Source organism: Arthrobacter crystallopoietes (assembly GCF_002849715.1).
GTDB lineage: Bacteria > Actinomycetota > Actinomycetes > Actinomycetales > Micrococcaceae > Crystallibacter > Crystallibacter crystallopoietes.
The window spans coordinates 3,694,013-3,717,335 of sequence record NZ_CP018863.1 but is presented as its reverse complement, the minus strand read 5'-3'; the positions used below and the strand labels follow the sequence as shown (position 1 = coordinate 3,717,335).

Below are 23,323 nucleotides of genomic sequence, written 5' to 3'. Positions count from 1 at the left end.
GACGGCGGAGCCTTACGGCAGGGATCAGGAGCGCTTGGCCAATGCGCCCGCTACCAGGAACGCCATCTCCAGGGACTGCATGTGGTTCAGGCGCGGATCACACACCGATTCGTAACGGTCCAGGAATGCGTCCTGGTCGATAGGATCCGCACCTCCAAGGCATTCGGCAACGTCGTCTCCGGTCATCTCCATGTGCATGCCGCCTGGGAAAGTACCCAGACCCTTGTGGACCTCGAAGAAGCCGCGAACCTCATCGATGACATCGTCGAAGTTGCGGGTCTTGTAGCCGTTCGGCGACGTTACGGTGTTGCCGTGCATAGGATCGGTCACCCATAGCACTTTGGCGCCGCTGGCCGTGACCTTTTCCACCAGCGGGGGAAGCTTCTCCCGGATATTACCGGCGCCCATTCTGGTGATGAAGGTCAGTCGGCCCGGTTCACGCTCCGGATCCAGTTTGTCGATCAGCCGCAGGGCGTCGTCCGCCGTAGAGGTGGGGCCAAGCTTCACGCCGATGGGGTTGCGAACCCGGGACAGGAAGTCGACGTGTGCGCCGTCGATCTGGCGGGTCCTCTCTCCGATCCAGAGGAAGTGGCCGGAAGTGTCGTACGGTAGCCCGGTACGGGAATCGATCCGGGTCAGGGCGCGTTCGTAATCAAGCACGAGGGCTTCATGACTGGCAAAGAATTCCACCCGCTTGAGCGCCTCGAAATCAGCACCGCAGGCATCCATGAACCGCACTGCGCGGTCGATCTCGCGGGCCAGAGATTCATACCGCGAATGCGCAGGGTTGGCGGTGAATCCCTTGTTCCAGTGGTGTACCAACCGAAGGTCGGCAAAGCCGCCCTGGGTGAAGGCACGGATCAGGTTCAGGGTGGAGGCGGACGTGTGGTAGGCACGAACCAGCCGCGACGCGTCATGGCCTCGGGTCTCGGGGGTAAAATCGAAGCCGTTGACCATGTCGCCGCGGTAGGCGGGCAGCGTGACACCGTCCCGGGTTTCATCGTTGGATGACCGCGGCTTTGCGAACTGTCCTGCCATCCGGCCCATCTTGATTACGGGCAGGGAAGCACCGTAGGTCAGGACCACTGCCATCTGCAGGATCGTGCGCACACGGGCACTGATTTTATCCGCAGTAGCGCCTTCGAAGGTTTCGGCGCAGTCGCCGCCCTGCAAGAGGAAGGCCCTGCCTTCGGCAGCTTCGGCCAACCGCCCGCGCAGCACATCCACTTCCCCGGCAAATACCAGCGGCGGAAGGGAGGACAGCTCCGCTAGAGATGACTCGTAGACCTTGCTGTCCTGCCAGGTCGGCTGTTGGACAACAGGCAGGTCGCGCCAAGCATCCAGGCCAGGATATTCGGCGGCACCGGGCTGCGGAGTGGATACAGGGGCAGATGCGCTAAGTTCAGTCACACATCAATGCTAGACCCCTTGAACTCTCGTTTCTGCCCCGTCGTAATGCGTGCGGCCGGATAAGTCACATTGACCGTATTGATCCCCCGTGGCCTGGCCCGGTTCAGGACCCGGGCTTGCGCGGTTTCCGGCGGCCGCCGGACTGCCCGGCGTCGTCACCGCCGGCAATGTCCGTTGCGGCAGACGATGCGGCACCGGCATCTGGCTGCGCGCTGGGCGTAGGCTCCGTATGTGCGGTACCGGCTGCCGTGGCAAGCGATTCCGGGTTGCCGATTATCGTGATGGCTCCCGGTGCCTTGACTGTGCCCGGCTTCTGCAGATCCTCACCGGCCGCGCCCACGGCTTCAGCCTTGCGCTGCTCCTGCCCGGCCTTGGCTGACTTGCGTGCTGTCTGCTGCGCCTTCACCGTGTTGGCGTATACGTCGACGTACTCCTGGCCGGAGAGCCGCATGATCTCGTACATGATTTCGTCTGTGACGGAACGCTGAATGAAGCGGTCGTTCTCCAGACCTTTGTATCTGGAAAAGTCCAGCGGCTTGCCGATAATCGTTCCGACCCGTCGGATGTTCGGGATACGACGGCCGATGGGCTGGACCTTGTCGGTACCGATCATGGCAACCGGGACCACCGGCACGCCAGTGCTCAGAACCAGTTTGGCGACACCGGTTTTGCCCCGGTAGAGCCGGCCGTCAGGACTGCGTGTGCCTTCCGGGTAAATCCCGAGCAGTCCGCCCGCGTTCAGGACATCGGCTCCCCCGGACAACGACGACGCCGACGCGGCTCCACCTGAGCGGTCCATCGGCAACTGGTTGGTAAGCCGGAAGAAGGCAGCTGTCATCCTGCCTTTTAATCCTCGGCCGTTGAAGTACTCGGATTTCGCCAGAAACACCACCGGCCGGGGCACGGCCAGCGGCAGGAAGATCGAGTCGGAAAAGGACATATGGTTGCTGGCCAGGATTGCCGGACCGTCTGGAATGTTATCGAGGCCCTTGATCCATGGGCGGAACAGGAGCCGGACCACCGGTCCAATGAAGATCGTCTTCATCACCCAATAGAACACGTGAGCCCTTCCAGTTGAACCGAGCGCAGCGCCGGTCGCTTCGATTTCCGTTTGTGACTCTACTCTAGGTAATCCGCCGCCCGTGCAGACTCCCCGTCCGGGCAGCATCGGCCAGGGCGGATAGAAGATTATAGGGACCAGATGACAACATAGTGTCATGACCACCTTGGAGCCGCCCCGGCCCTTTGCGAGTAATGGCCGCGGCCCTAATTCCCGGATCGGCGTGGTGCTCAGCCACGGGTTCACCGGGTCTCCCCGCAGCCTGCAGAACTGGGCCGATTATCTGGCCGGGGCAGGGTTCGCCGTCAGGCTGCCGCTGCTTCCCGGACACGGCACGACGTGGCAGGAATTGGCCAAGACCCCCTGGGAGCGCTGGTACGGCGCGGTGGAGCAGGCATATGACGAACTCGCGTGCGAACGCAGCACGGTCTTCGCCGCAGGTCTTTCCATGGGTGGTGCGCTGGCCCTGCGCTTGGCGGCGTACCGTCCGGTGGCCGGCGTCGTTGCAGTCAACCCGGGACTCACGTTTGCCAACCCTGTTGCCAGGTTTGCCGGCGTGCTCAAGTACATCATCAGGTCCACTCCCGCCATCGCAAACGACATCAGCAAGCCCGGGCAGGATGAACAGGCGTATGCCCGCACGCCGGTGGCCGCCGTGCACCAGTTGAGCCGGCTCTTCGCCGATACCACCGCCTCGCTGCCACGGGTGAACGCTCCGGCACTGATTTTCCGGTCTACCGTTGACCATGTAGTCCCCGAGTCCAGCACGGCGCTCATCCGCAGGCAGATCGGATCTCGACGCCTGACGGTCGTGGAACTTGGCAACAGCTACCATGTCGCCACCATGGATAATGATGCTGAAGAGATCTTTGATCACTCGGCCCGGTTCATCCTGGAAAATGCCGGCGAAAGGAACGCCACGAATGTCTGAGCGTGAACCGTCGCACGACGATGCTGTCTGGCAGGATCTCGTCGCCCGGCTCGAGTCGGCCGAAGCCGCACCGGATCCGCAGGACAAGGACACTCCAGGTCAGGACGATCCGAGGCCTGCCGACGCAGGCAATCCACCCTCAAGAGGCCCGTCCGCTGTCAACTTCCCGAGGGAAAGCCCGCCGGAAGACGCCTTGCCCGTCGCGGGCCCCAGGGACTACTACCCGGCAGAGCCTGAGGACGACGAGTTCGTACCGCCCGAGCCTGCGCCGCTGGGCACGGGCGAACCCCTGCTGGTGCTGGCGTGGTGCGGCGCCGTCGGCGGACCCATAGCGTTGCTGCTCATGGCCATGTTCTGGCGCAGCGCGCCCTTTGCCGCCGTCGTCGGTTTGATCGTCATGATCATTGCGGCCGGCGCGTACCTCGTTTCAAGGCTGCCCGGCGAAAGGGACAGCGGCGACGACGGTGCGCAGGTCTGAGAATCTCAGGCGCAGCCAGCCGGGGTGACCGAAGGCGCTGGAATCGTTGCAGCGCTCAGCGGCCGGCACTCCGTTATCGATTCGTAGGTTACCAGCGAGTACAGCAATGTGATTTAGGTTATAGGCTAAAGGGAAACCCGTTGGGGTGGTTTGCCTGATTACGAAGGAGTCGATGTGCGCGAATACAGCGTCCCTGCCATGGTGGATGTTCCCCGGAACTCGAACATTACGGATCTCGTGGTTAAGCAGGCTGGCAAAGCCTCCAACCCCGCATTATTTTCCCGCAAGGATGCTTCCGGGACATGGCAGGACATCCGGGCCACCGAATTCCTCGCCGACGTTGTGTTGCTGGCAAAGGGAATGACTGCCAGTGGGATAGCACCCGGGGACCGCGTGGGGATTATGGCGCGTACGCGCTATGAATGGTCGCTGGTGGACTTCGCCATCTGGTTCGCGGGCTGTGTTTCCGTGCCCATCTATGAGACATCCTCCCCCAGCCAGGTTGCCTGGATTCTGGGCGATTCCGGTGCCGTCGGTGCTTTTGTCGAAAGCGCTGCGCATGAGAACGTCGTCCGCCAAGCGGTTTCGAATGAGTCGCTGGAAGCCGTCAAGCACGTCTGGCAGCTGGACGGCACGGGCCTGGATGCGCTGCGCGCAGCCGGTGCGGATCTTGAGGACAGCGTCATCGAGGAGCGCCGCGGACTCGCTGGGCTGGATGACCTGGCGACCATCATCTATACCTCCGGCACCACGGGCCGGCCCAAGGGATGCGAACTGACCCATGGCAACTTCGTGGAGCTTTCCGCAAGCGGCGCCGCAGCACTGCCGGCCGTTGCCCATGAGGGGGCCCGGACCATCATGTTCCTGCCGCTGGCCCACGTCTTCGCGCGCTTTATCTCGGTCCTCTGCGTGACCTGCGGTGCCACCGTGGCCCATACCCCGGACGTCAAGAACCTGCTGCCGGATCTGCAGAGCTACCGCCCCACCTTCATCCTCGCGGTGCCCAGGGTCTTCGAAAAGGTTTACAACAGTTCCATGCTCAAGGCCGAGGACGGCGGCAAGGGCAGGATTTTCCACGCCGCCGCGGACACAGCGATCGCCTGGTCCAAGGCGGAGCAGGCCGGCAAGGTGCCCTTACTGCTGAACCTGAAGCACAAGCTCTTCGACAAGCTCGTCTTCCACAAAATCCGCGAGGCCATGGGCGGGCGCGTCGAGTACGCGGTTTCCGGCGGCGGCCCGCTGGGCGAACGGCTCGGCCACTTTTTCCATGGCATCGGACTGCTGGTTCTGGAAGGTTATGGTTTGACGGAAACCACGGCGCCCATATCCGTCAACACTCCCAGCCTCGTGAAGATCGGCACGGTAGGCGCTCCCCTGCCGGGCAACGCGGTCAAGATTGCCGACGACGGCGAGATCCTCACCAAGGGTATCTGCGTCATGCGCGGCTACTTCAACCGTCCGGACCTGACCGAGGAAACTTTCGTCGACGGCTGGCTCCGCACTGGTGATATCGGTGAACTGGACGACGACGGCTTCCTGAAAATCACCGGCCGCAAAAAGGAAATCATCGTTACCGCCGGCGGGAAGAACGTCATCCCGGTCCTGCTGGAAGACCAGATCCGTGCCGACGCCCTGGTGTCCCAGTGCGTGGTGGTCGGCGACCAAAGGCCGTTCATCGCGGCGCTCATCACTTTGGATGAAGAGGCTCTCCCCGGCTGGCTGGAACGCCACGGGCTGCCGGCCGGCACCACGGTTGCCGAAGCGGCTGAACACGAAAAGGTCCAGGCCGAGATCCAGTCGTTGATCGACCAGGCCAACCAGTCGGTGTCCCAAGCCGAAGCTATCAAAGCCTTCAGGGTAGTTCCCACGGACTTTACCGAAGCTTCGGGACACCTGACACCGTCCATGAAGATCAAGCGCGCGCAGGTCATGCAGGACTATGCACCCATAGTGGAAGAAATCTACGCGCCAGCCGGTTCCCGACGCTAGCTTAGGGCCGGGAACCCGCCTGCTGGCGCTAGGTGGACGGTGCGTCCGTCCCCAGCGCCAGCAGGGCATTTTCAACTACTTCAGTCAAGGCCGAGTGGATCCAGTACTGCCCGTGTGCCATGGTGTACGCGTCCAGGCCGAAGGACATCGCCTGGATCAGGGGCTGGATCAGGATAGAGGCCTCGTGGCCCATGATGTGGGCGCCGAGAAGTTGTCCTGTGGCCTTGTCTGCGATGAGCTTGACGAATCCGGTGGGGTCTTCCATTGCCCACCCGTAGGCCGTGGTTCCATACTCCTGGATGACGGTGACGATTTGGGCGCCGCTGACCTCGGCATCCTGCCGCGCCTGTTCCTCAGTCAATCCGACGCTGGCAATCTGCGGACGGGTAAAGACCGCAGATGGTACGAACCGGTGGTCGCTGCGGCGCAGGTCATCGGGATGCTCAAGATTATGCGTAACCACTCGCGCTTCATGGTTGGCCACGTGCTTGAGTTGGTACGGGCTGCTGACATCCCCCAAGGCCCAGATGCCCTCGGCGGGAATACCGCCGGCGAGCACACGCTGGAACTCATCGACAGCTAGCCGACCGTCTTCCTCCAGGTCGAGACCGGCAGCCTGAATGTCCAGGGAGTCAGCATTGGTCAGCCTTCCGGTCGCCACCAGGACAATGTCAGCATCCACAACGGCTTCACCGCCGTCCGCGCCGGCGATGGTGGCACGCACCCCTGAACCCGCCTCTTCGATCCGCGACAGTGTCCAGCCGAGTTTCAAGTTCCATTGCGCAGCAGCCGCGGCGGTGAAGCGTTCCGAAACAATCCGGTCCTCGGACTTCAGCAAGGGAGCCGACCGGTTGATTTGCGTTACCTCACAATCAAAGCCGGAGAAAACTGCGGCGAATTCAGCGGCGATGAAACCGCCGCCAACGACGAGCACCCGCTCCGGCAACTGATCGATCCGCATGACAGTGTCGGAGGTGTGCACCTGCGGCAGATCGATACCGGGAACATCCGGCAGGTGGGCCCGCGAACCGGCCGCGATAACGATGCGCTCGGCCTCGATGCTTTCGCCGCTTGCCGTCACCAAGGTTTTCGGGCCGATGAACTTCGCGTATTCGGGATACAGCGTGACGTTGTCCAGTTCCTCGTCACGATAACGCCGCCCGCCGTCGGAGATAGCATCGATCCGGCCGAAGACACGGTCCCGGACCTCCTGCCAACGCACGTCCTTTACCACCATATCCACTCCCAGCGCAGCCGCTTCCTTGGCTGCGGAAGCCAGCTGGGCCGGGTAGACGAACATCTTGGTCGGAATGCAACCGACGTTCAGGCACGTTCCGCCGAACGTGCCGCCATCGATTATGGCCACCTTCTTGTCGTCCCAGTAAGGAGTTATCAAGGAGTTGCCCGAACCGGAGCCGATGATGGCCAAATCGAAGTAAGTCACGGACAACCATCTTAGACGACCTAGAGTGCCGGGCTCCGTAAGCGGCATCGGCTCCCGCCCGTCCGGACGGCCACTATCGCCGGGAAGTTCCGTGCGCCGGCTTCACCCGACAGGCAAAGAGCGGCCCCCGGAACCAAATGAACTGCTCCCCAGAAGTTGGACTGATAAATCAGATCCGATTTCTGGGGAGCAGTTTCATGTACGCAAGCAGTTCATTATCCGAGGCCCGGCGCGCAGAAGCGGTAGCGTTGTTTGATGCAGGGTATGGGTATAAAGCCGTGGCATCACAGCTGCAGGCAAGCCATAGGGCGATCAAGAATTTGTATCATCGGTGGCGGATTCGTGGGAGTGGAGCGCTGGTGACCAAGCCGACCAAGAGAACCTTTTCGTTCGAGTTCAAACGCGACATCGTGCGGCGCGTCCTGGCGGGCGAATCGAAGCTCGGGTTGGCGCAGGAGTTCGATCTGTCCTCGCCCCGGCTCATCGAGAATTGGCTGATCATCTACCGCACCGAGGGTGAAGACGGGCTCCGGCCCAAGCCCAAGGGACGCCCACGAGGGACTCCCGCGAGTCCGGAGCGTCAGGAATCCGAGCTGACTAAGCTGCGCCGGGAGAATGAGCGGTTGCGGGCGGAGAACGCCTACCTGGGAAAATTGCGGGCCTTGAGGGAGCAAGGACGACGGTGAAGGTCCAAGCCGTTGTCGCCCTCAAGGCCGCGCACCCGTTGGACGTGCTGCTCGACGTCGCCGGACTCGCCCGCTCGACCTTCTTCTACCATCAGGGCCGGCTGGCCCTGCCGGATCCGCAGGCCGGGCTGAAGACCGTGATTCGGGACGCCGTCAAGGAAGCGAAAGGCCGGTACGGCTACCGCCGTATCCATGGCGAACTGGTGAAATCCGGCTGGCAGGTCGCGAAGAAGACCGTGCTGAAGCTCATGCGCCAGCTGGGCCTTCTCAGCCATGTCCGCCGGCGCCGGCGCTACAACTCATTCAAGGGCGAAGCAGGGCAGATCGCGCCGAACCTGCTGGACCGTGACTTCGACGCGGAGGAGCCGAACGAGAAATGGGTCACCGACGTGACCGAGTTCCGCGTCGGCGAGTCCAAGGTCTACCTCTCCCCGATAATGGACCTCTTCGACCGCTCCATCGTCGCATACACATGGGGAACGTCGCCCGCACTGCAGCTGACGAACACGTCCCTGCAAGAGGCGCTGTCCACGCTCCGGCCCGGCGAGCATCCGCTGGTCCATTCAGACCAAGGATTCCAGTACCAACACGTCTCCTGGCGGAACCTGCTCGCAGGAGCCGGGGCGACGCAGTCGATGTCCCGAAAGGGAACCTGCCTGGACAACGCGGTCATCGAAGGATTCTTCGGCCACCTCAAGGAAGAGATGTTCCACCACACCCGATATACCACCATCGACGCGTTCACCGCCGAGCTGGATGACTACATTCACTGGTACAACAACGTCAGGACCCACTCACGACTCGAGGGCTTGAGCCCGGTCGAATACCGGACCCAAGCCCTCGCAGCATAAGGTTTTAGTTTACGAGTCCAACTTTCGGGGACCAGTTCAAAACAGCCGGGAGCCGCTCGCTGCTGCCTTTTGGCAACAGAGCCTACGTATCAGCCACTACTCAATGACGAGCAGCAGGTCACCGCCCTGGACCTGCTCCACGGAGGAGATCGCCAGCCGCTTCACCGTTCCGGCAACCGGGCTGGTGATGCCTGCTTCCATCTTCATGGCTTCAATGGTGGCAATGGTGTCGCCCACCGCAATTGACTCGCCCACCTTGGCTGTCACAGTGACAGCACCGGCGAAGGGCGCGGCAACCTGGCCCGCAACGTTCGGATCGGCCTTTTCGGCAACCTTTGCCTGAGACTCGACACTTCGGTCCCGCACAGCCACGTTGCGCTGCTGTCCATTGAGCGTGCAGTGAACCGTCCGCATGCCCTTCTCATCCGGCTCCGAAATTGCACCGAGCGTCGCAATGAGGCGCACACCCTTTTCGAGTTCGATAACGTGCTCGGTGCCGCGCTGCAGTCCGTAGAGGTAGTCGCGGGTATCGAGCACAGATACGTCACCGTAGGTCTCGCGGGTCGATTCGAAGTCCTTTGCGGGGCCGGCGAAGAGCAGCCGGTTCAAAGTGCTGCGCCGGGTCGCGGAATCGGCTTGGAGCGCGGCCGAGTCCTCGGCACTGAGTTCGACGTCGCGGACCTTGATCTTCCGGCCCTGCAGTGCCTTGGTCCGGAACGGTTCCGGCCAGCCGCCGGGAGGATCGCCGAGCTCGCCGGAAAGGAACCCGATAACAGAGTCCGGAATGTCGTAGCTCTGCGGATTCTCGGCAAAATCGGCCGGGTCCACGCCGGAGCCCACAAGCTGGAGGGCCAGGTCTCCGACGACCTTCGACGACGGGGTTACCTTGACGAGGCGACCGAGGATACGGTCCGCCGCCGAGTACATGTCCTCAATGTCTTCGAACTGCTCACCCAGTCCAAGTGCGATGGCCTGCTGGCGCAGATTGGAGAGCTGTCCGCCCGGAATCTCGTGCTGGTAAACCCGGCCCGTGGGGCCGGGCAATCCGGACTCGAAGGGGGCGTACACGCGTCGGACCGCTTCCCAGTACGGTTCAAGCGATCCTACCGCCGCAAGGTCCAGACCGGTGTCTCGCTCCGTGTTCGCCAGGGCGGCGACCAGGGCGGAGGCCGAGGGCTGGCTGGTGGTGCCGGCCATGGCGGCGCTGGCCACGTCGACGGCGTCCACGCCCGCTTCCACGGCCGCGAGCAGGGTGGCCAGTTGGCCGCCTGCCGTATCGTGCGTGTGCAGGTGAACAGGCAGATCGAAACGCTCGCGCAGTGCCGTCACCAGCTTCCTGGCTGCCGCAGGACGCAACAGTCCGGCCATGTCCTTGATGGCGAGGATGTGCGCACCGGCGCCGACAATGCGCTGGGCAAGGTCCAGGTAGTAGTCGAGTGTGTAGAGGTCCTCCGCCGGGTCCATCAGGTCTCCGGTGTAGCAGAGGGCCACCTCAGCCACAGCAGTGCCCGTCTCGCGTACGGCGCGGATGGCCGGTTCCATTTGCGAGACATCGTTCAGGGCATCGAAGATCCGGAAAATGTCGATACCGGTTGCTGCTGCTTCCTTCACGAAGGCGGTGGTGACTTCCTCCGGGTAGGGCGTGTAGCCAACGGTATTGCGTCCGCGCAGTAGCATCTGCAGGCAGATGTTCGGGATAGCCTTGCGCAGCGCGGCCAGCCGTTCCCACGGGTCCTCGCCGAGGAAGCGCAGGGCCACGTCGTACGTCGCGCCGCCCCAGGCCTCCACGGAGAACAGCTCCGGGGTCAGTGTGGAGATCGCGGGACCGGCCGAGACCAGGTCGCGGGTACGCACGCGGGTAGCCAGCAGCGACTGGTGGGCGTCGCGGAAGGTGGTGTCGGTGACTGCGACGGCCTGCTGCGCGCGTAGGGTCGCGGCGAACTTCTCCGGTCCGAGTTCTTGGAGCGACTGCCGGGTTCCCTTGGCCGGGATCACTGGCAGGGCGGCGGTGGATTCGAGCGCTTCGCGGGCGACCTGCGGAAGCTTGTCCACCGGGGCAGTCTTCGCCGTCAGCGCACCATTAGGCTGGTTGACTGTCACATCAGCCAGCCAGGTCAGCAGCTTCGTTCCGCGGTCGGCGGAGACACGCGCCTGGAGCAGCTCCGGACGTTCGTCGATAAAGGACGTCGCAACATTCCCGGCGACGAACTCGGGATCATCGAGGACGGCCTGGAGGAAAGGAATGTTCGTGGAGACGCCGCGGATGCGGAACTCCGCCAGCGCCCGGCGCGCGCGGGCGACAGCCGTAGCGTAGTCGCGGCCTCGGCAAGTCAACTTGACCAGCATGGAGTCGAAGTGGGGGCTGATTTCGGCACCCGCATAGACGGTACCGCCGTCGAGCCGAACGCCGGCGCCGCCTGCAGAACGGTACCCGGTGATTTTTCCGACGTCGGGCCTGAAGCCGTTCGAAGGATCCTCAGTCGTGATGCGGGACTGCAGCGCGGCGCCCTTGATCGTCACCGTGTCCTGGCTCAGACCGATGTCCGCGAGCGTCTCGCCGGAGGCAATGCGCAACTGTGCCTGGACCAGGTCCACGTCCGTGATTTCTTCCGTAACGGTGTGCTCAACCTGGATCCGCGGATTCATCTCGATGAACACATGCTGGCCCGCACGCTCGCCCACCGTGTCCACGAGGAACTCGACCGTACCTGCATTGGTGTAGTTGAGCGCCTCCGCGAACTTCACCGCATCCCTGTAGAGAGCTTGGCGGATGTTCTCGTCCAGATTTGGCGCCGGAGCGATCTCCACAACCTTCTGGTGGCGGCGCTGCAGCGAGCAGTCCCGCTCGAACAGGTGCATGACGTTGCCCTCACCGTCGGCGAGGATCTGGACCTCAATGTGCCGGGGGCGCAGCACAGCCTGTTCCAGGAACATCGTCGCATCTCCGAAGGCCGTGTCAGCCTCGCGCATGGCGGCAGAAAGGGCCTCCGGCAGTGCCTCACGGGTATCCACACGGCGCATGCCACGGCCGCCACCGCCGGCGACAGCCTTGACGAAGATGGGGAAGCCAATCTCATCGGCCGCCGCCAGCAGTTGATCTTTGTCGGCAGTCGGAGCAGAGGACTTCAGCACCGGAATCCCGGCCTTACGGGCAGCGTCCAGGGCGTGGACCTTGTGGCCGGCAAGCTCGAGGACGTCGGCCTGCGGACCGACAAAGGTAATTCCAGCCCCGGCGGCTGCACGAGCCAGATCCGGGTTCTCGGACAGGAAGCCGTAACCGGGGTAGATGGCGTCGCAGCCGGATTCCTTAGCAACACGGATAATCTCGTTGACGTCGAGGTATGCCCGTACCGGGTGCCCCTGCTGGCCGATCAGATATGCCTCATCGGCTTTCTGGCGGTGGATCGAATTCCGGTCCTCGTGAGGGAAAACCGCCACAGTCTTTGCGCCCAGCTCATAGGCAGCGCGGAAGGCACGGATGGCGATTTCACCACGGTTGGCCACCAGGATTTTTGAGAACATGTCGCTCCTGCGTCATTGCGATCGGTTGGGGTTGTGGTGCAAGTCTCAAGTACTGCTATTGCGCATGGCAAGTATGTGTTGCGCACATCACGAAATGCACCCACTTGGAACGTAATGATAGCGGGAACCCGGCGCAGCCGGCCCCACTCCGGCGGAGCCGACAGGCGGGAGAGGAGCCGGAATCCTTTATCGACGGACGCGCACCATATGATGGTGGAGGGATTTTTGATTCTCGGCCGGTCCCGACTGGTTCACCAGCAGCGGGCAGCCGTCATGACAAGACATGTTAGGTATTGGTTTAACACGTGCAAGTAGTGAGCATCAGTAGTCTCAAGGGCGGCGTCGGAAAAACGTCGGTTACTTTGGGCCTGGCATCCGCGGCACTGGCGGCAGGAATTCCCACACTGGTCGTAGATCTGGATCCGCACGCCGACGCGACCACGGGTCTCGGCGTCCGGCCTTCGCGTCAGACGGATATCGGCCGCCTGCTAAAAAACGCTCGCAAGGCGGATCTGGCCGCGAACGTTGCCCCCAGCGGGTGGGTCGCCACCGCTGCCGCCAACGGGCAGCATTCTGTGGGCCGGCGAATTCTCGACGTCGCCGTCGGCTCTGCATTCACCGGAATATATGACCGGCCTGATCTCGGCCGCCGGGATCTGCGCCGGCTCTCCACGGTCCTCTCCCGGGTTGAAGGGTACTCATTGGTTCTCATTGACTGCCCACCCTCTCTCAACGGCCTCACTCGCATGGCATGGACGGCAAGCAACCGCGTGCTGTTGGTTGCCGAACCGAGCCTCTTCTCCGTTGCCGGAACGGAACGCACTATGCGGGCCATTGAATTATTCCGCGACGAATACGCACCAAATCTCACGACGGCGGGAGTGGTGGCCAACCGCGTACGCTCCGGTTCCAACGAACACACGTTCCGTCTGGCCGAGATGAAGTCCATGTTCGGCGAACTGCTCCTGGCTCCTACCATCGCCGAGCAGGCCAACTGGCAGCAGATCCAGGGTGCCGCACACGCCATCCACCACTGGCCCGGGGAGTCGGCCCGTCAGGCCGCTGGCCTCTTCGACGAGCTGCTGAAGAACCTCACGGACTCCGGCCGCATGCGCAACCGCGTCCTGCGCCGGACACCCAGCTGACCGGCTTCTCCCGCGCATACGAAAGAAGGGCACCCGACGGGTGCCCTTCTTTCGTAGTCCTATGAGCACGGCTTGCGCGTGCCGCCCGGCTTGCTGACGCTAGCTGATCTTGCGGACCCGGCGCCGGCTCAGTTCGTCTTCGGGGAAATCTTGTTCTGTAACGTGTTCGCTGGGTAGTGCGGCAAGGCTGCCTTCGACTTCGCGCCAAACACGTCCGACCGCAATACCGAACACACCCTGGCCGCCCTGCACCAGATCTATAACCTCGTCCGCAGACGTGCATTCGTATACGCTCGCACCGTCACTCATCAACGTGATCTGGGCCAGGTCTTCCACGCCGCGCTCCCTCAGGTGTTCCACTGCGGTACGGATCTGCTGCAGAGAAACCCCGGTGTCCAGCAGACGCTTGACCACCTTCAGGACCAGGATGTCCCGGAAGCTATAGAGCCGCTGCGAGCCGGAGCCCGAAGCCCCGCGTACCGCCGGCTCCACCAAGCCGGTGCGGGCCCAATAGTCCAGCTGCCGGTAAGTGATTCCTGCGGCTTTACAGGCCGTTGGGCCACGGTAGCCGGCGTCTTCATCCAGAACCGGCAGGTCCTCGGTGAACAGCAAACCCTGTGCACTAGCGGGAATCGCGGCACCCGGCGTTACGGCGTGCGACAACTCGCCCGCATCACCTTTAGGACTCACGTGAACCCTCCTTGTCGAAAGTTCCCTAGGGGGAAGTCGGCACCGCCGACACTCTCAGGGTTTGCTCTAAGTCTGCCCTGAGTTATCCGGCCATGCAATGGGAACTGTATGCTTCGACGTTAGAACGGCTGGGCGCTTCGGTCAAAGACGTTGGCTTTTTAGAATCCGGCGTGTCGGCTGGAATCGCTCAATTCCGCGTCATGCCGTGGCACGCCCGGCACTATTTCTCGAAATCCTCTGGCTCGACATCGGCCAGGAACTCACGGAATTCGCGCAACTGCGATTCAGCATTTTCCTCGGCGGGTCCGGCTTCGCCTTCTTCCTCCTCGGAAGCCTCGGCAATCTGTACCCCGGCTTCCTCCATGACTTCTTCCGCACAGTAGATCGGGCAGGGAACGCGAAGAGCCACAGCGATGGCGTCCGACGCCCTGGAGCTGACTGTTTTACCGCCGTCGAACACCAGCTCCGCGTAGAAGACGGTGTCCTGGACGGAGACGAGCCGCACCTCGGTGATCGTCCTCTCGAGCGCCTGGACAACGCTGCACAGCAGATCGTGCGTCATGGGGCGCGGAGGCTTGATGCCTTGCTGGGCAAAAGCTATGGCGCTGGCCTCGGGCGCCCCGATCCAGATTGGGATGTGGCGTTCGCCCTCGGTTTCCTTGAGCAGGACCAGCGGCTGGTTGGAAGGCAGTTCGATCCGCACTCCGACAACCTCAACTTCGAGCATGGCTCCTCCGATCAGCGGTCCATTCGCGCGATATGTCCATTGACCAAGGCGCTGTGCAGGTTCAGGCAAAGATCGCTGATTTCCTTGGCGGTTTCGGCCGCCCGTGCTTTTGAAGCCACATCGCGCCGTGACGAGATGGGAGCCACTGCACGCTCCACGAGACCGAGTTCGCGGTCCGCGGCAGTCCGAAAGGGCCTCAGATGCCGCGGCTCTATGCCGTGGGCTTCGAGTTGCACGCAGGCCTTGACGACCTTAAGTGCGTGCTCGTCATATCGGGAATCCGCGGCTTGGATAAGTCCAAAGCTGACCAGCTCCTGGACCAGCGCCGTCGAAGCACCGGCCGCATCCCGTAGTTCGGCCAGGGTCAGGGACCGCGCCCGCCCGTTGAGCTCCTCGGCCAGCCGGCCGGAAACCATGCGCGGGGTCAGCGACATGCCGCCGGGCAGCGCGTCGGGCCGCTCCCCCCGGTCGATCGCGTCAACGTAGTCCTTGATGACCTTGAGCGGGAGGTACTGGTCCCGCTGCAGAGCCAGCACGAAGCGAAGGCGCTCCACATCCTGGCTCGTGTACTTTCGGTATCCCGCCGGCGTCCGTTGTGGGGATATGAGGCCCTTTTCTTCCAGGAATCGAATTTTGGAGGCGCTGATCTGGGGAAATTCCGCATTCAGTTCCTGCAACACTTCCCCGATGTTGAGGACGCTGCTGCGGAACGTGTCCCTGCCTGTACCGAGCGGACGCCGTATGGGTTGCGATGCGGGCACCGCCTAGTCCTGGCCCTTCCCAGCGGCCCCGCTGCCGGCGTAGTAGGTCAACCGGAACTTACCGATCTGCACCTCGTTACCGGTCCGCAGCGCCAAGCTGTCGACGCGGTCGTTGTTGACGTACGTGCCGTTCAGGCTGCCGGAGTCCACCACAGTGAATCCTTCACCGGTGCGGCGGAACTCGACATGCTTGCGGGATACGGTCACGTCGTCGAGAAAGATGTCCGCTTCCGGGTGCCGGCCAGCGGTAGTCACATCTTGATCGAGCAGGAAGCGGGCGCCATGGTTGGGGCCGCTATGAGCGATCAGCAGGGCCGAACCGGCCGGCAGTGCCAATACCGCAGCTTCCTCTTCCGCGGTCAGCTGCGGCTTCGGCAGGTAAGACTTTGCCTGCGGGGGCAGACTGATGGAAGTGGTCTCGGCAGAAGCCTCCGAAGCACCATGGTCATGTCCGGTGCCTCTTGCGTTGTGCTCTTCGCCCACCATTAAACGTCCTCCCCTGCAAAAATAGCGGTCAACCGGTCAGTGACCGGTTGACCGTTCAAAAAACTACGGTACCGGTAGCTCTAGCCTACCTGCTGTTCATACTCCGAAGCACTGAGCAGCGATTCGGTTGCCGAGGCATCAGCGAGCCGTATTTCCATCAGCCAACCTTCACCGTAGGGATCGGAGTTGATCAGGGCCGGATCCGATTCCAGCGCATCATTGGAAGCCACTACTTCGCCCGTGACCGGTGCGTAGATGTCGCTGACGCTCTTCGTGGATTCGACTTCACCCACAACGTCGTTGGCGGTGATGGTGGTTCCGGCTTCCGGAATCTGCACGTAGACGACGTCACCCAGTGCGTCCTGGGCAAAATCCGTAATGCCGATACGGACGACTCCCTCGGTGCCGGCAGCGGTCACCCACTCGTGTTCGGCGGTGTAGTGAAGGTCTGCTGGAACGTTGCTCATGTAAATGCCTCTCTTGCGCCGCTGGATCCTCTGGGCCGGTGCTGCCGACGGCAACGGGCCACAGCTGAAAGTATAGGCACAGAAATTCGACCGCCGACAGCCAGAGACGACACATGTCGACAGGCACCGCCGCTCACCATGGGAGCCGGCGACGGCCTGAAAAAGTCCCGGTGATCATCGACCACCGGGACTTTGTACTCGGAGCAACTCGGTAAGTCACGGACGTCTAGGTAGGCAAGTACGCCGGATGCGGGCGGAATACTGAAACGGCGGGCCACCATTCTGGTGACCCGCCGTTCCGATGGAAGAAAGCGCTACTTGTTGTAGCTGAGGCCGAAACCGTAGGGGAAGAGTGCCCCGTCGTCGGTCTCGTCATAGCCCGGAGTGTCGCTGTTCTGCTGGAGGATCGCCTCACGGGTTCCGGCCAACGCGAAGGGCATGCGGCCCTGCGGGTTGAACTCGCCCGATACGACGTCCATGAGCGCCGCGGTGGTGTTTCCGAAGTTGGCCAGGATCGCACCGGCGTCGCGCAGGCCGCTGGCCTCGTCGAGCACGAACGGCTGGCGGAAGTAGATGTCGAGCACCGTGTTCTCGGCACCGACTTCGGTCATCACCTGCTGCACCGCGTCAAGCGAAGGGGTGACCTCCCAAGACTCGGCGTCCTTCATGCCGGTGAAGTCGAGCGTGCTCGCCTCCCACGGGAAGGAGCCGCCGAAGCGCAGCCCGTTGTCGGTGCATTCGTCACCGCTGTCGATCACACACACATCTGCCGCGCCGTACGGGCTCTGCCCGTCGAGGCCTTCGGAGCCCTCGATGGCGCTCGGGTTGTTGTGCTCGGGATTGAGCCCCGTGGCCGGATCATTGCTGGCGTAGGCGCCGGTGTTCACGTTCCTCGCGGTCATTGAGATGAGCGCGACGTCGGCATCCGCGGCAGTCCGCTGCTCGGCCGGGTCGTTGCCGTCGATGACTTCGTAGCCGGAGGCCGCAACCTCCTCGGCGTCGACGTTGCCGAGCACGTACACGGTCTCGCCGCCGTCGAGCGGGAGCAAGGAGTCGCCGTCGATCTCCTGGTTCTGCAGGAGCACGGTGGACTTGCGCTGCAGGTCGAGGGCGACCTCGCGGTTCTCGTCACTGCCGACCGTGGCGGTCGCGACAGCGGGGTCGACGTACGGGTCCTCGAACAGGCCCATCTCGAACATCGGGGCGAGCAGTCGCTCGGCGGCGAGCAGTCGCTCGGCGGCGAGGTCCACGCGCTCCTCGGTCACCAGTTTCGCATCGACGAGGTCAGTGATCGTCTTCACTTCGTGGAACCCGGAGAGCGTGTCGGTGCCGCCGTTGATCGCCGCGGCGACGCGCTCGGGAACGGTGGCGTCCTCGAGTCCCCAGGCACGGTCGTTGATGATGCCGGTGTCAGAGTTTACGTAGCCGTCGAAGCCCATCTGGTCGCGCAGCAGTCCGTTGACGATTTGGTCCGAGAAGGCCATGCCGACCTCGTCGTAGTCCACGCCCTCGTACGTGACGTCGACCGGCACGCCGTAGTACGGCATGATCGACGAGACGCCGGCCTCGATGGCGGCCTCGAAGGGCTTGAGGTGGTAACCGAAGGCATCCCCGGGGTAGACCTGCGCCTTGCCGAAGGCGTAGTGCGGGTCGAGGCCGAGCTCCTGCGGGCCGCCGCCGGGGAAGTGCTTCATCGTGAGCGCGACGTCGGTCTCTGCGCTCAGGGAGTTGCCGTCCTTGCCGACCTCACCTTGGAGCGACTCCACGAGCTGGCCCATGATGTTCGCGCCCAAGTCGGCGTCCTCGGTGAACGTCTCGTGCGTGCGGTACCAGCGCGGCTCGGTCGACAGGTCGGCCATGTAGCCGTACATGCCGCGGAGACCGATGGAGGACCATTCGTCGCCCATGACGTCGGCGAACTCGTCGACGACGGACATGTCGCCGTCGATCGCCTCGCCGGTGGCCTCCGCCTGCTCGCCGAGGGCAGCGGCAGCGATGCCGGCCTCCTTCGGGAACGCGGAGAATGCGCCGGATGCCTCGTTGATGCCGGCCCTGGCCTGGGGATCGATGTGGTTGCGGGCGTTCGACTTGTACAGCACCGGGATGCCGAGGCGGGTGGCCTCGCTTAGCTCCTGGATGTCGTTCATGAACGTCGCAGCCTCGCCCGGAGTGACGCGCACGTTGGTTCCGAAGCCGCCGCCGCTGGGCTGGCACTCATCCCGCTCGGCGCTGTCGACGACGTTGCGGAAGATGAACCGGTGCATCTGCTGTTGGCCGATGTAGTCGTGGGCTGTCTCGGGCACGGTGCCGAACTTGCCCGTCGCCGGGTCGCACGAAGCGTTCACCGTGTCGATGAGCATGAGCCCGGCCTTCTCCTCGAGCGTCATCTGCCCGACGAGGTCTGCAACCCGAGCCTCGACCGGCTTCCGCCAGTCCTCGTAGACATCAAGCTCGCCGTTCCCATTCAGGTCTTTGAACTGCCGCCCCTTTACCTTGATGATCTCCTTGGCACGGGCCTCCAGCGCCGCTGGCTTTCCGTGATTGCCCTCATTGGTGGACTGGGGCGCAGCGGCTACGGCGCCGGCGCCCAGGATGAAGGTTAGCGGCAGCGCGGCGGCGAGGCCCACCATGCCGCGTCGTCGTCTCACGCGCGAATTGGCTGTGGTCAACGAAGTTCTCCTTTGAACAGAGTCGGAGAGGCGCGCACTGCGGCACTCCCCACGATGTACCAAGGGCCCGATCGCGGCCCTAGGCGCCCGGGCGTATTCCGGACATGACCCCCAGTCTCGGTGACTCTCGACACGGTGGGAAAGGAGTTGCCATCTGTTGCCCCCGTTCGGGGTGCCGATCCTCGCTCGACGGTCGCAGGTCACCAACCGGCCCGACCTGCACACGGGTATGACGGCCGATCGCCGGGGCAGAGGTGCAGGTGCTCCTCACCAGGCACTTATTCCGGATACGAAAAAGGGCCGCTGACCAGTATTTCTACTAGCCAGCGGCCCTTTCACTGTCGGGTTGACAGGATTTGAACCTGCGACCCCTTGACCCCCAGTCAAGTGCGCTACCAAGCTGCGCCACAACCCGTTGTCCCGCCGGGGCCTGCCCGGCTGAACTACCTCAAATACCTTACAGCATTTTTTGGCCTGCGATTACCACCCGTGCCCGGCGTTACTTAACGCTGGCGGCTGCGCTTTTCGCGTACTCGCATGGCGACGTCGATGGGCGTGCCCTCGAAGCCAAACGTCTCGCGCAGACGGCGGGTGATGAAGCGGCGGTAGCCGGGATCCAGGAATCCTGTGGTGAACAGCACAAACTTCGGCGGCCGGCTTGAGGCCTGGGTGCCGAAAAGGATGCGGGGCTGTTTGCCGCCACGCACCGGGTGCGGATGGGCGGCCACCAGCTCGCCGAGGAACGCATTGAGCCGTCCGGTTGGGATGCGCCTGTCCCATGACTCCAAGGCCGTGTCGAGTGCCGGCACCAAGCGGTCTTTGTGCCATCCGGTCTTGGCGGAGATATTGACCCGCGGTGCCCAGTCCACGTGAGCCAAGTCCTGCTCGATTTCGCGTTCCAAATAGCGGCGTCGTTCGTCGTCGAGCAGATCCCATTTGTTGAACGCGAGCACCAATGCCCGGCCTGAGTCGATGGCCAGCTGCAGGATGCGTACGTCCTGCTCGCTGAGCACCTCGTCCACCGCCAGAAGAACGACGGCGACCTCCGCCTTCTCCAACGCGGACTGCGTCCGCAGCGAGGCGTAGAAGTCCGCGCCCTGCTGCATGTGGACCCGGCGCCTAATACCTGCGGTGTCCACGAACCGCCAGGTCCGTCCGCCGAGCTCAATCATTTCGTCCACCGGGTCGCGGGTGGTTCCGGCCTGCGGGTCCACCACAACTCGTTCGCTCCCGGCCAGCTTGTTCAGCAACGAAGACTTGCCGACGTTCGGCCGGCCGATCAAGGCCACGCGCCGCGGCCCGCCGGTGCGTTCCAGTCCCCCGTATGCGGAGAACTCAGGCAGGACATCCATGACGGCGTCGAGCATGTCGGCGGTACCGCGGCCGTGCAGTGCCGAAACCGGGTACGGCTCTCCGAAGCCAAGTCCCCACAATGTGGAGGCATCGGCTTCCTGGGCCATGTCGTCGACCTTGTTGGCGACCAGGATGACAGGCTTCTTCTTGCGCCGGAGCATGCGGACCACGGACTCATCCGTGGCCGTTGCGCCGACATTGGCATCCACGACCAGCAGCACGGCGTCGGCCATGTCTGCGGCGATCTCGGCCTGTTCGGCCACCCGGGCATGGATGCCCTTGGCATCGTGCTCCCAGCCGCCGGTATCGACAAGAGTGAAGTTGCGGCCGCTCCAATGCGCGGCGTAGGTCACGCGGTCGCGGGTAACGCCGGGCGTGTCCTCGACAACGGCCTCGCGGCGGCCCAGGATGCGGTTGACCAGGGTGGACTTGCCCACGTTGGGGCGGCCGAGGATGGCGAGGACGGGGTCTACGCGTTTTGGTGCATCCTCGTCGAAGTCCTGGTCCATTCCGGCCAGAAGGGCGGCGTCCTCTTCGTCCAGCTCATAGTCCGCCAGCCCGGCACGCAGTGACTGCGCGCGCTGCTCCGCCTCGGCGTCGTCGATTTCCTCGAGACGCTCGGCGATGTTGTCTTCGCCGGCGGGCTCGTACTCGCTGCCGGTATATCCGTCTCCGGTGGGCCCGTTGCCGGATTGTGTGGCGCTCATGGTCGCTGTCCTTCTGTTAATGCATGTGGATCGGTTCTGCCGCAGTGTCCATTGAAACACGCTGGCGGATTCAACCGTGACGGTGTATGCCAGCAGGGCCGTCGTGAGGACCGGTTTTCGTGCAGGTCAGTGCGCGGCGCTGCGGACCGCGGCGAGAACGGCCTCGACGGTTTCCTCGAAGTCCAGGTCGGAGGAGTCCACGGTGAACACGCCGTCGGCGGCTTCGTGAAAGTTGACCACCGTGGAGTCCTTCGCGTCCCGGGTCAGCACCTGTTCCTGCAGCTGCGCATCGCCCTGGGTTCCGCCGAGCTGGATACCGCGCCGGCGCAGCCGGGCTTCTTCGCTGGCGGTGAGCAGGATGCGGGCCTCGGCATCCGGGGCCACCACGGTGGTAATGTCACGGCCTTCGGCAACGATGCGCCGGCCCGAGTCCGCGATGATCTGCTGCTGGCGGCGGATGAGCTCGGCCCGGGCGCCCAGCGTAGTAGCCACGGCGCTGACCGCCGAGGAGATGCTGGGTTCGCGGATGGCCAAGGTCACATCCGTGCCATCCACACTGACCAGTTCATGGTCAGGATCCGTGCTGATCTTCAGGTCCACTTCGCGGCTGGCCTTCTCGACGGAAGCGGCTTCCTGCAGGTCCACGCCGGTATCGAGGCAATGCCAGGTCACCGCACGATACATAGCGCCCGTATCCAGATACGCCGCGTGCAGCCGGCGGGCGGTTTCCCGGCTGACGCTGGATTTGCCCGAACCGGACGGCCCGTCGATGGCCACCACCAGTGGTTTCCCCAGCCGGTAGTGCCTCATATCCGTAGCAGCCGAGCTCATTGCAGTACCTTCCATCCGTGCGAATCCAAGTAGTCGATAAGTTCCTGCCGTCTGCTGGGCAGGACGGAAATTTCCACCATACCCACGTCCTGCCCGGAGGAGTGGTCCAGCCGCAGATCCTCGAGGTTGATGCCCACCTCGCCGATCTCCGTCAGCAGCTGTGCAATCTGCCCGGGCCGGTCATCAACCAGCACGGTCAGCCAGGCGAACGACTGCGGCGGAGCGCCGTGCTTGCCTGGAATCCGGGCCTGGCCCGCGTTCCCCTCACTGATCAGCTGCGCGAGATCCAGCCGCGCACCGGTAGCCTCCGGATGCTCCAGGGTGCCGATCAGCCGGTTCAGATCCTCACGCACGCCGTAGAGGATCTTGACCAGTTTCGCGGCGTTAGCGCCCAGGATCTGCACCCAGAGGGCAGGGTCGCTGGCGGCGATGCGGGTGACATCGCGCAGCCCTTGCCCGGCAAGGGAAAGGGCATGCGGTTCGGTGTCCTGCAGCCGGCTGGCCAGCAGCGAGGACATCACCTGCGGCAGGTGCGAGATCAGGGCTACCGAGGCATCATGTTCGTCCACGGACATCTTCGAGACCACGGCGCCAAGATCAATGGCCAGCGCCTGAGCCGTCTTCAAGGCGACGGCGCTGGTCTGCTCGTTGGGGCACAGGACCCAGGGCATGGAGGTGAACAGTTCGCCGCGGGCCGCCACCGGGCCGGACTTTTCCCGTCCCGCCATTGGATGCGTGCCGATATAGCGCGCAAGATCCGCCGGTTCCAGCGCCGGGTCCTGCTGCAGTTCGCTGAGCACGGAGGCCTTGACGCTGGCAATATCAACGACGACGGCGGACGGGTAGTCCCGCAGCGCCTGCGAAACCACCCGGGCGGTCACGTCCGGAGGGGAGGCGACGACGACAAGCTGCGGGGACAGCTCCTCCCCCGGGTCCAAAGCCCGGCCGGCGCCAATGTCCTGGGCCACGGCCTGTGCCGAGGGCGAGGGATCCGAGAGGACGACGTCGACGGAGCGGGCGCGCAGACCGAGTCCGATGCTGGCGCCGAGCAGACCGGTACCGATGACCAGAACCGGACCCGAGAGATGGGTGGCCTGTAGGTGTGCAGGATTCAAG

General features: G+C 63.6%; 19 protein-coding genes, 1 tRNA gene and 1 pseudogene. 7 read left to right on the top strand and 14 right to left on the bottom strand.

All coding sequences use genetic code 11. The features are described 5' to 3' along the window. Positions 1 to 24: 24 nt before the first annotated feature. Together AC20117_RS17165 and AC20117_RS17160 are read right to left on the bottom strand one after the other, a co-directional pair. Complete coding sequence (locus tag AC20117_RS17165) at positions 25 to 1,410, bottom strand: class II 3-deoxy-7-phosphoheptulonate synthase (protein WP_074702620.1); 1,386 nt, start codon at positions 1,408 to 1,410, stop codon at positions 25 to 27. A gap of 103 nt (positions 1,411 to 1,513) precedes the next feature. Next, complete coding sequence (locus AC20117_RS17160; protein ID WP_083339875.1) at positions 1,514 to 2,470, bottom strand: lysophospholipid acyltransferase family protein; 957 nt, start codon at positions 2,468 to 2,470, stop codon at positions 1,514 to 1,516. 157 nt (positions 2,471 to 2,627) lie between these two features. On the opposite strand from AC20117_RS17160, the gene AC20117_RS17155 reads away from it, so the two are divergent. From AC20117_RS17155 to AC20117_RS17145, 3 genes are all read left to right on the top strand, one after another. Next, the gene (locus AC20117_RS17155; protein WP_074702621.1) at positions 2,628 to 3,401 is read left to right on the top strand and encodes an alpha/beta hydrolase; all 774 of its coding nucleotides are present in this window, start codon (positions 2,628 to 2,630) and stop codon (positions 3,399 to 3,401) included. Beyond that, complete coding sequence (locus AC20117_RS17150) at positions 3,394 to 3,879, top strand: hypothetical protein (RefSeq protein WP_074702622.1); 486 nt, start codon at positions 3,394 to 3,396, stop codon at positions 3,877 to 3,879. Before AC20117_RS17155 ends, AC20117_RS17150 begins: the two co-directional genes overlap by 8 nt. 174 nt (positions 3,880 to 4,053) lie before the next feature. Continuing rightward, on the top strand, positions 4,054 to 5,868 hold the full coding sequence (locus tag AC20117_RS17145; RefSeq protein ID WP_074702623.1) for an AMP-dependent synthetase/ligase: 1,815 nt from the start codon (positions 4,054 to 4,056) through the stop codon (positions 5,866 to 5,868). 28 nt (positions 5,869 to 5,896) lie between these two features. Here the strand turns inward: AC20117_RS17145 and AC20117_RS17140 are convergent, their stop codons facing one another. Next, positions 5,897 to 7,312, bottom strand: a complete 1,416-nt coding sequence (locus AC20117_RS17140; protein ID WP_074702624.1) for a mycothione reductase — start codon at positions 7,310 to 7,312, stop codon at positions 5,897 to 5,899. A gap of 137 nt (positions 7,313 to 7,449) precedes the next feature. Here AC20117_RS17140 and AC20117_RS24380 point away from each other — a divergent pair. The 3 genes and pseudogenes from AC20117_RS24380 to AC20117_RS17135 all read left to right on the top strand — a co-directional run. Further along, positions 7,450 to 7,602, top strand: a pseudogene (locus tag AC20117_RS24380) (hypothetical protein); the annotation flags it as partial. A gap of 69 nt (positions 7,603 to 7,671) precedes the next feature. Beyond that, positions 7,672 to 7,998, top strand: coding sequence for a helix-turn-helix domain-containing protein (locus AC20117_RS23750; protein WP_236777348.1), 327 nt, complete (start codon positions 7,672 to 7,674; stop codon positions 7,996 to 7,998). Beyond that, positions 7,995 to 8,849 (top strand): IS3 family transposase, encoded by an 855-nt coding sequence (locus tag AC20117_RS17135; protein WP_074700308.1) that lies wholly within the window; start codon positions 7,995 to 7,997, stop codon positions 8,847 to 8,849. Before AC20117_RS23750 ends, AC20117_RS17135 begins: the two co-directional genes overlap by 4 nt. Before the next feature lie 96 nt (positions 8,850 to 8,945). Here AC20117_RS17135 and AC20117_RS17130 read toward each other — a convergent pair whose 3' ends face one another. After that, complete coding sequence (locus AC20117_RS17130) at positions 8,946 to 12,371, bottom strand: pyruvate carboxylase (RefSeq protein WP_074702625.1); 3,426 nt, start codon at positions 12,369 to 12,371, stop codon at positions 8,946 to 8,948. A gap of 305 nt (positions 12,372 to 12,676) precedes the next feature. On the opposite strand from AC20117_RS17130, the gene AC20117_RS17125 reads away from it, so the two are divergent. After that, positions 12,677 to 13,516 (top strand): ParA family protein, encoded by an 840-nt coding sequence (locus tag AC20117_RS17125; RefSeq protein ID WP_074702626.1) that lies wholly within the window; start codon positions 12,677 to 12,679, stop codon positions 13,514 to 13,516. 99 nt (positions 13,517 to 13,615) lie between these two features. Here the strand turns inward: AC20117_RS17125 and AC20117_RS17120 are convergent, their stop codons facing one another. The 10 genes from AC20117_RS17120 to AC20117_RS17075 form a co-directional block, all read right to left on the bottom strand. Beyond that, positions 13,616 to 14,206, bottom strand: a complete 591-nt coding sequence (locus AC20117_RS17120) for a MerR family transcriptional regulator (RefSeq protein WP_074702627.1) — start codon at positions 14,204 to 14,206, stop codon at positions 13,616 to 13,618. A gap of 220 nt (positions 14,207 to 14,426) precedes the next feature. Next, positions 14,427 to 14,933 (bottom strand): bifunctional nuclease family protein, encoded by a 507-nt coding sequence (locus AC20117_RS17115; RefSeq protein ID WP_074702628.1) that lies wholly within the window; start codon positions 14,931 to 14,933, stop codon positions 14,427 to 14,429. An 11-nt stretch (positions 14,934 to 14,944) separates the two neighbouring features. Further along, a complete protein-coding gene (gene ftsR, locus AC20117_RS17110) occupies positions 14,945 to 15,676 on the bottom strand; it encodes a transcriptional regulator FtsR (RefSeq protein ID WP_074703445.1) in 732 nt (243 codons plus the stop codon). A gap of 21 nt (positions 15,677 to 15,697) precedes the next feature. Continuing rightward, entirely contained in the window at positions 15,698 to 16,180 is a 483-nt protein-coding gene (locus AC20117_RS17105) for an FHA domain-containing protein (protein WP_074702629.1), read from the bottom strand. A gap of 80 nt (positions 16,181 to 16,260) precedes the next feature. After that, entirely contained in the window at positions 16,261 to 16,647 is a 387-nt protein-coding gene (gcvH, locus tag AC20117_RS17100; protein ID WP_074702630.1) for a glycine cleavage system protein GcvH, read from the bottom strand. Between the two features lie 314 nt (positions 16,648 to 16,961). Beyond that, positions 16,962 to 19,316, bottom strand: coding sequence for a glycoside hydrolase family 3 protein (locus tag AC20117_RS17095; RefSeq protein ID WP_236777355.1), 2,355 nt, complete (start codon positions 19,314 to 19,316; stop codon positions 16,962 to 16,964). A gap of 341 nt (positions 19,317 to 19,657) precedes the next feature. Continuing rightward, positions 19,658 to 19,731: transfer RNA gene (locus AC20117_RS17090), tRNA-Pro, on the bottom strand. Positions 19,732 to 19,819: 88 nt separating this feature from the next. Beyond that, a complete protein-coding gene (der, locus tag AC20117_RS17085; RefSeq protein WP_074702632.1) occupies positions 19,820 to 21,376 on the bottom strand; it encodes a ribosome biogenesis GTPase Der in 1,557 nt (518 codons plus the stop codon). 126 nt (positions 21,377 to 21,502) lie between these two features. Continuing rightward, positions 21,503 to 22,207: a (d)CMP kinase gene (cmk, locus tag AC20117_RS17080; RefSeq protein ID WP_074702633.1), complete on the bottom strand. Its 705-nt coding sequence runs from the start codon at positions 22,205 to 22,207 to the stop codon at positions 21,503 to 21,505. Beyond that, positions 22,204 to 23,322, bottom strand: coding sequence for a prephenate dehydrogenase (locus AC20117_RS17075; RefSeq protein ID WP_074702634.1), 1,119 nt, complete (start codon positions 23,320 to 23,322; stop codon positions 22,204 to 22,206). Before AC20117_RS17075 ends, cmk begins: the two co-directional genes overlap by 4 nt. Between the last annotated feature and the right edge of the window lies 1 nt (position 23,323).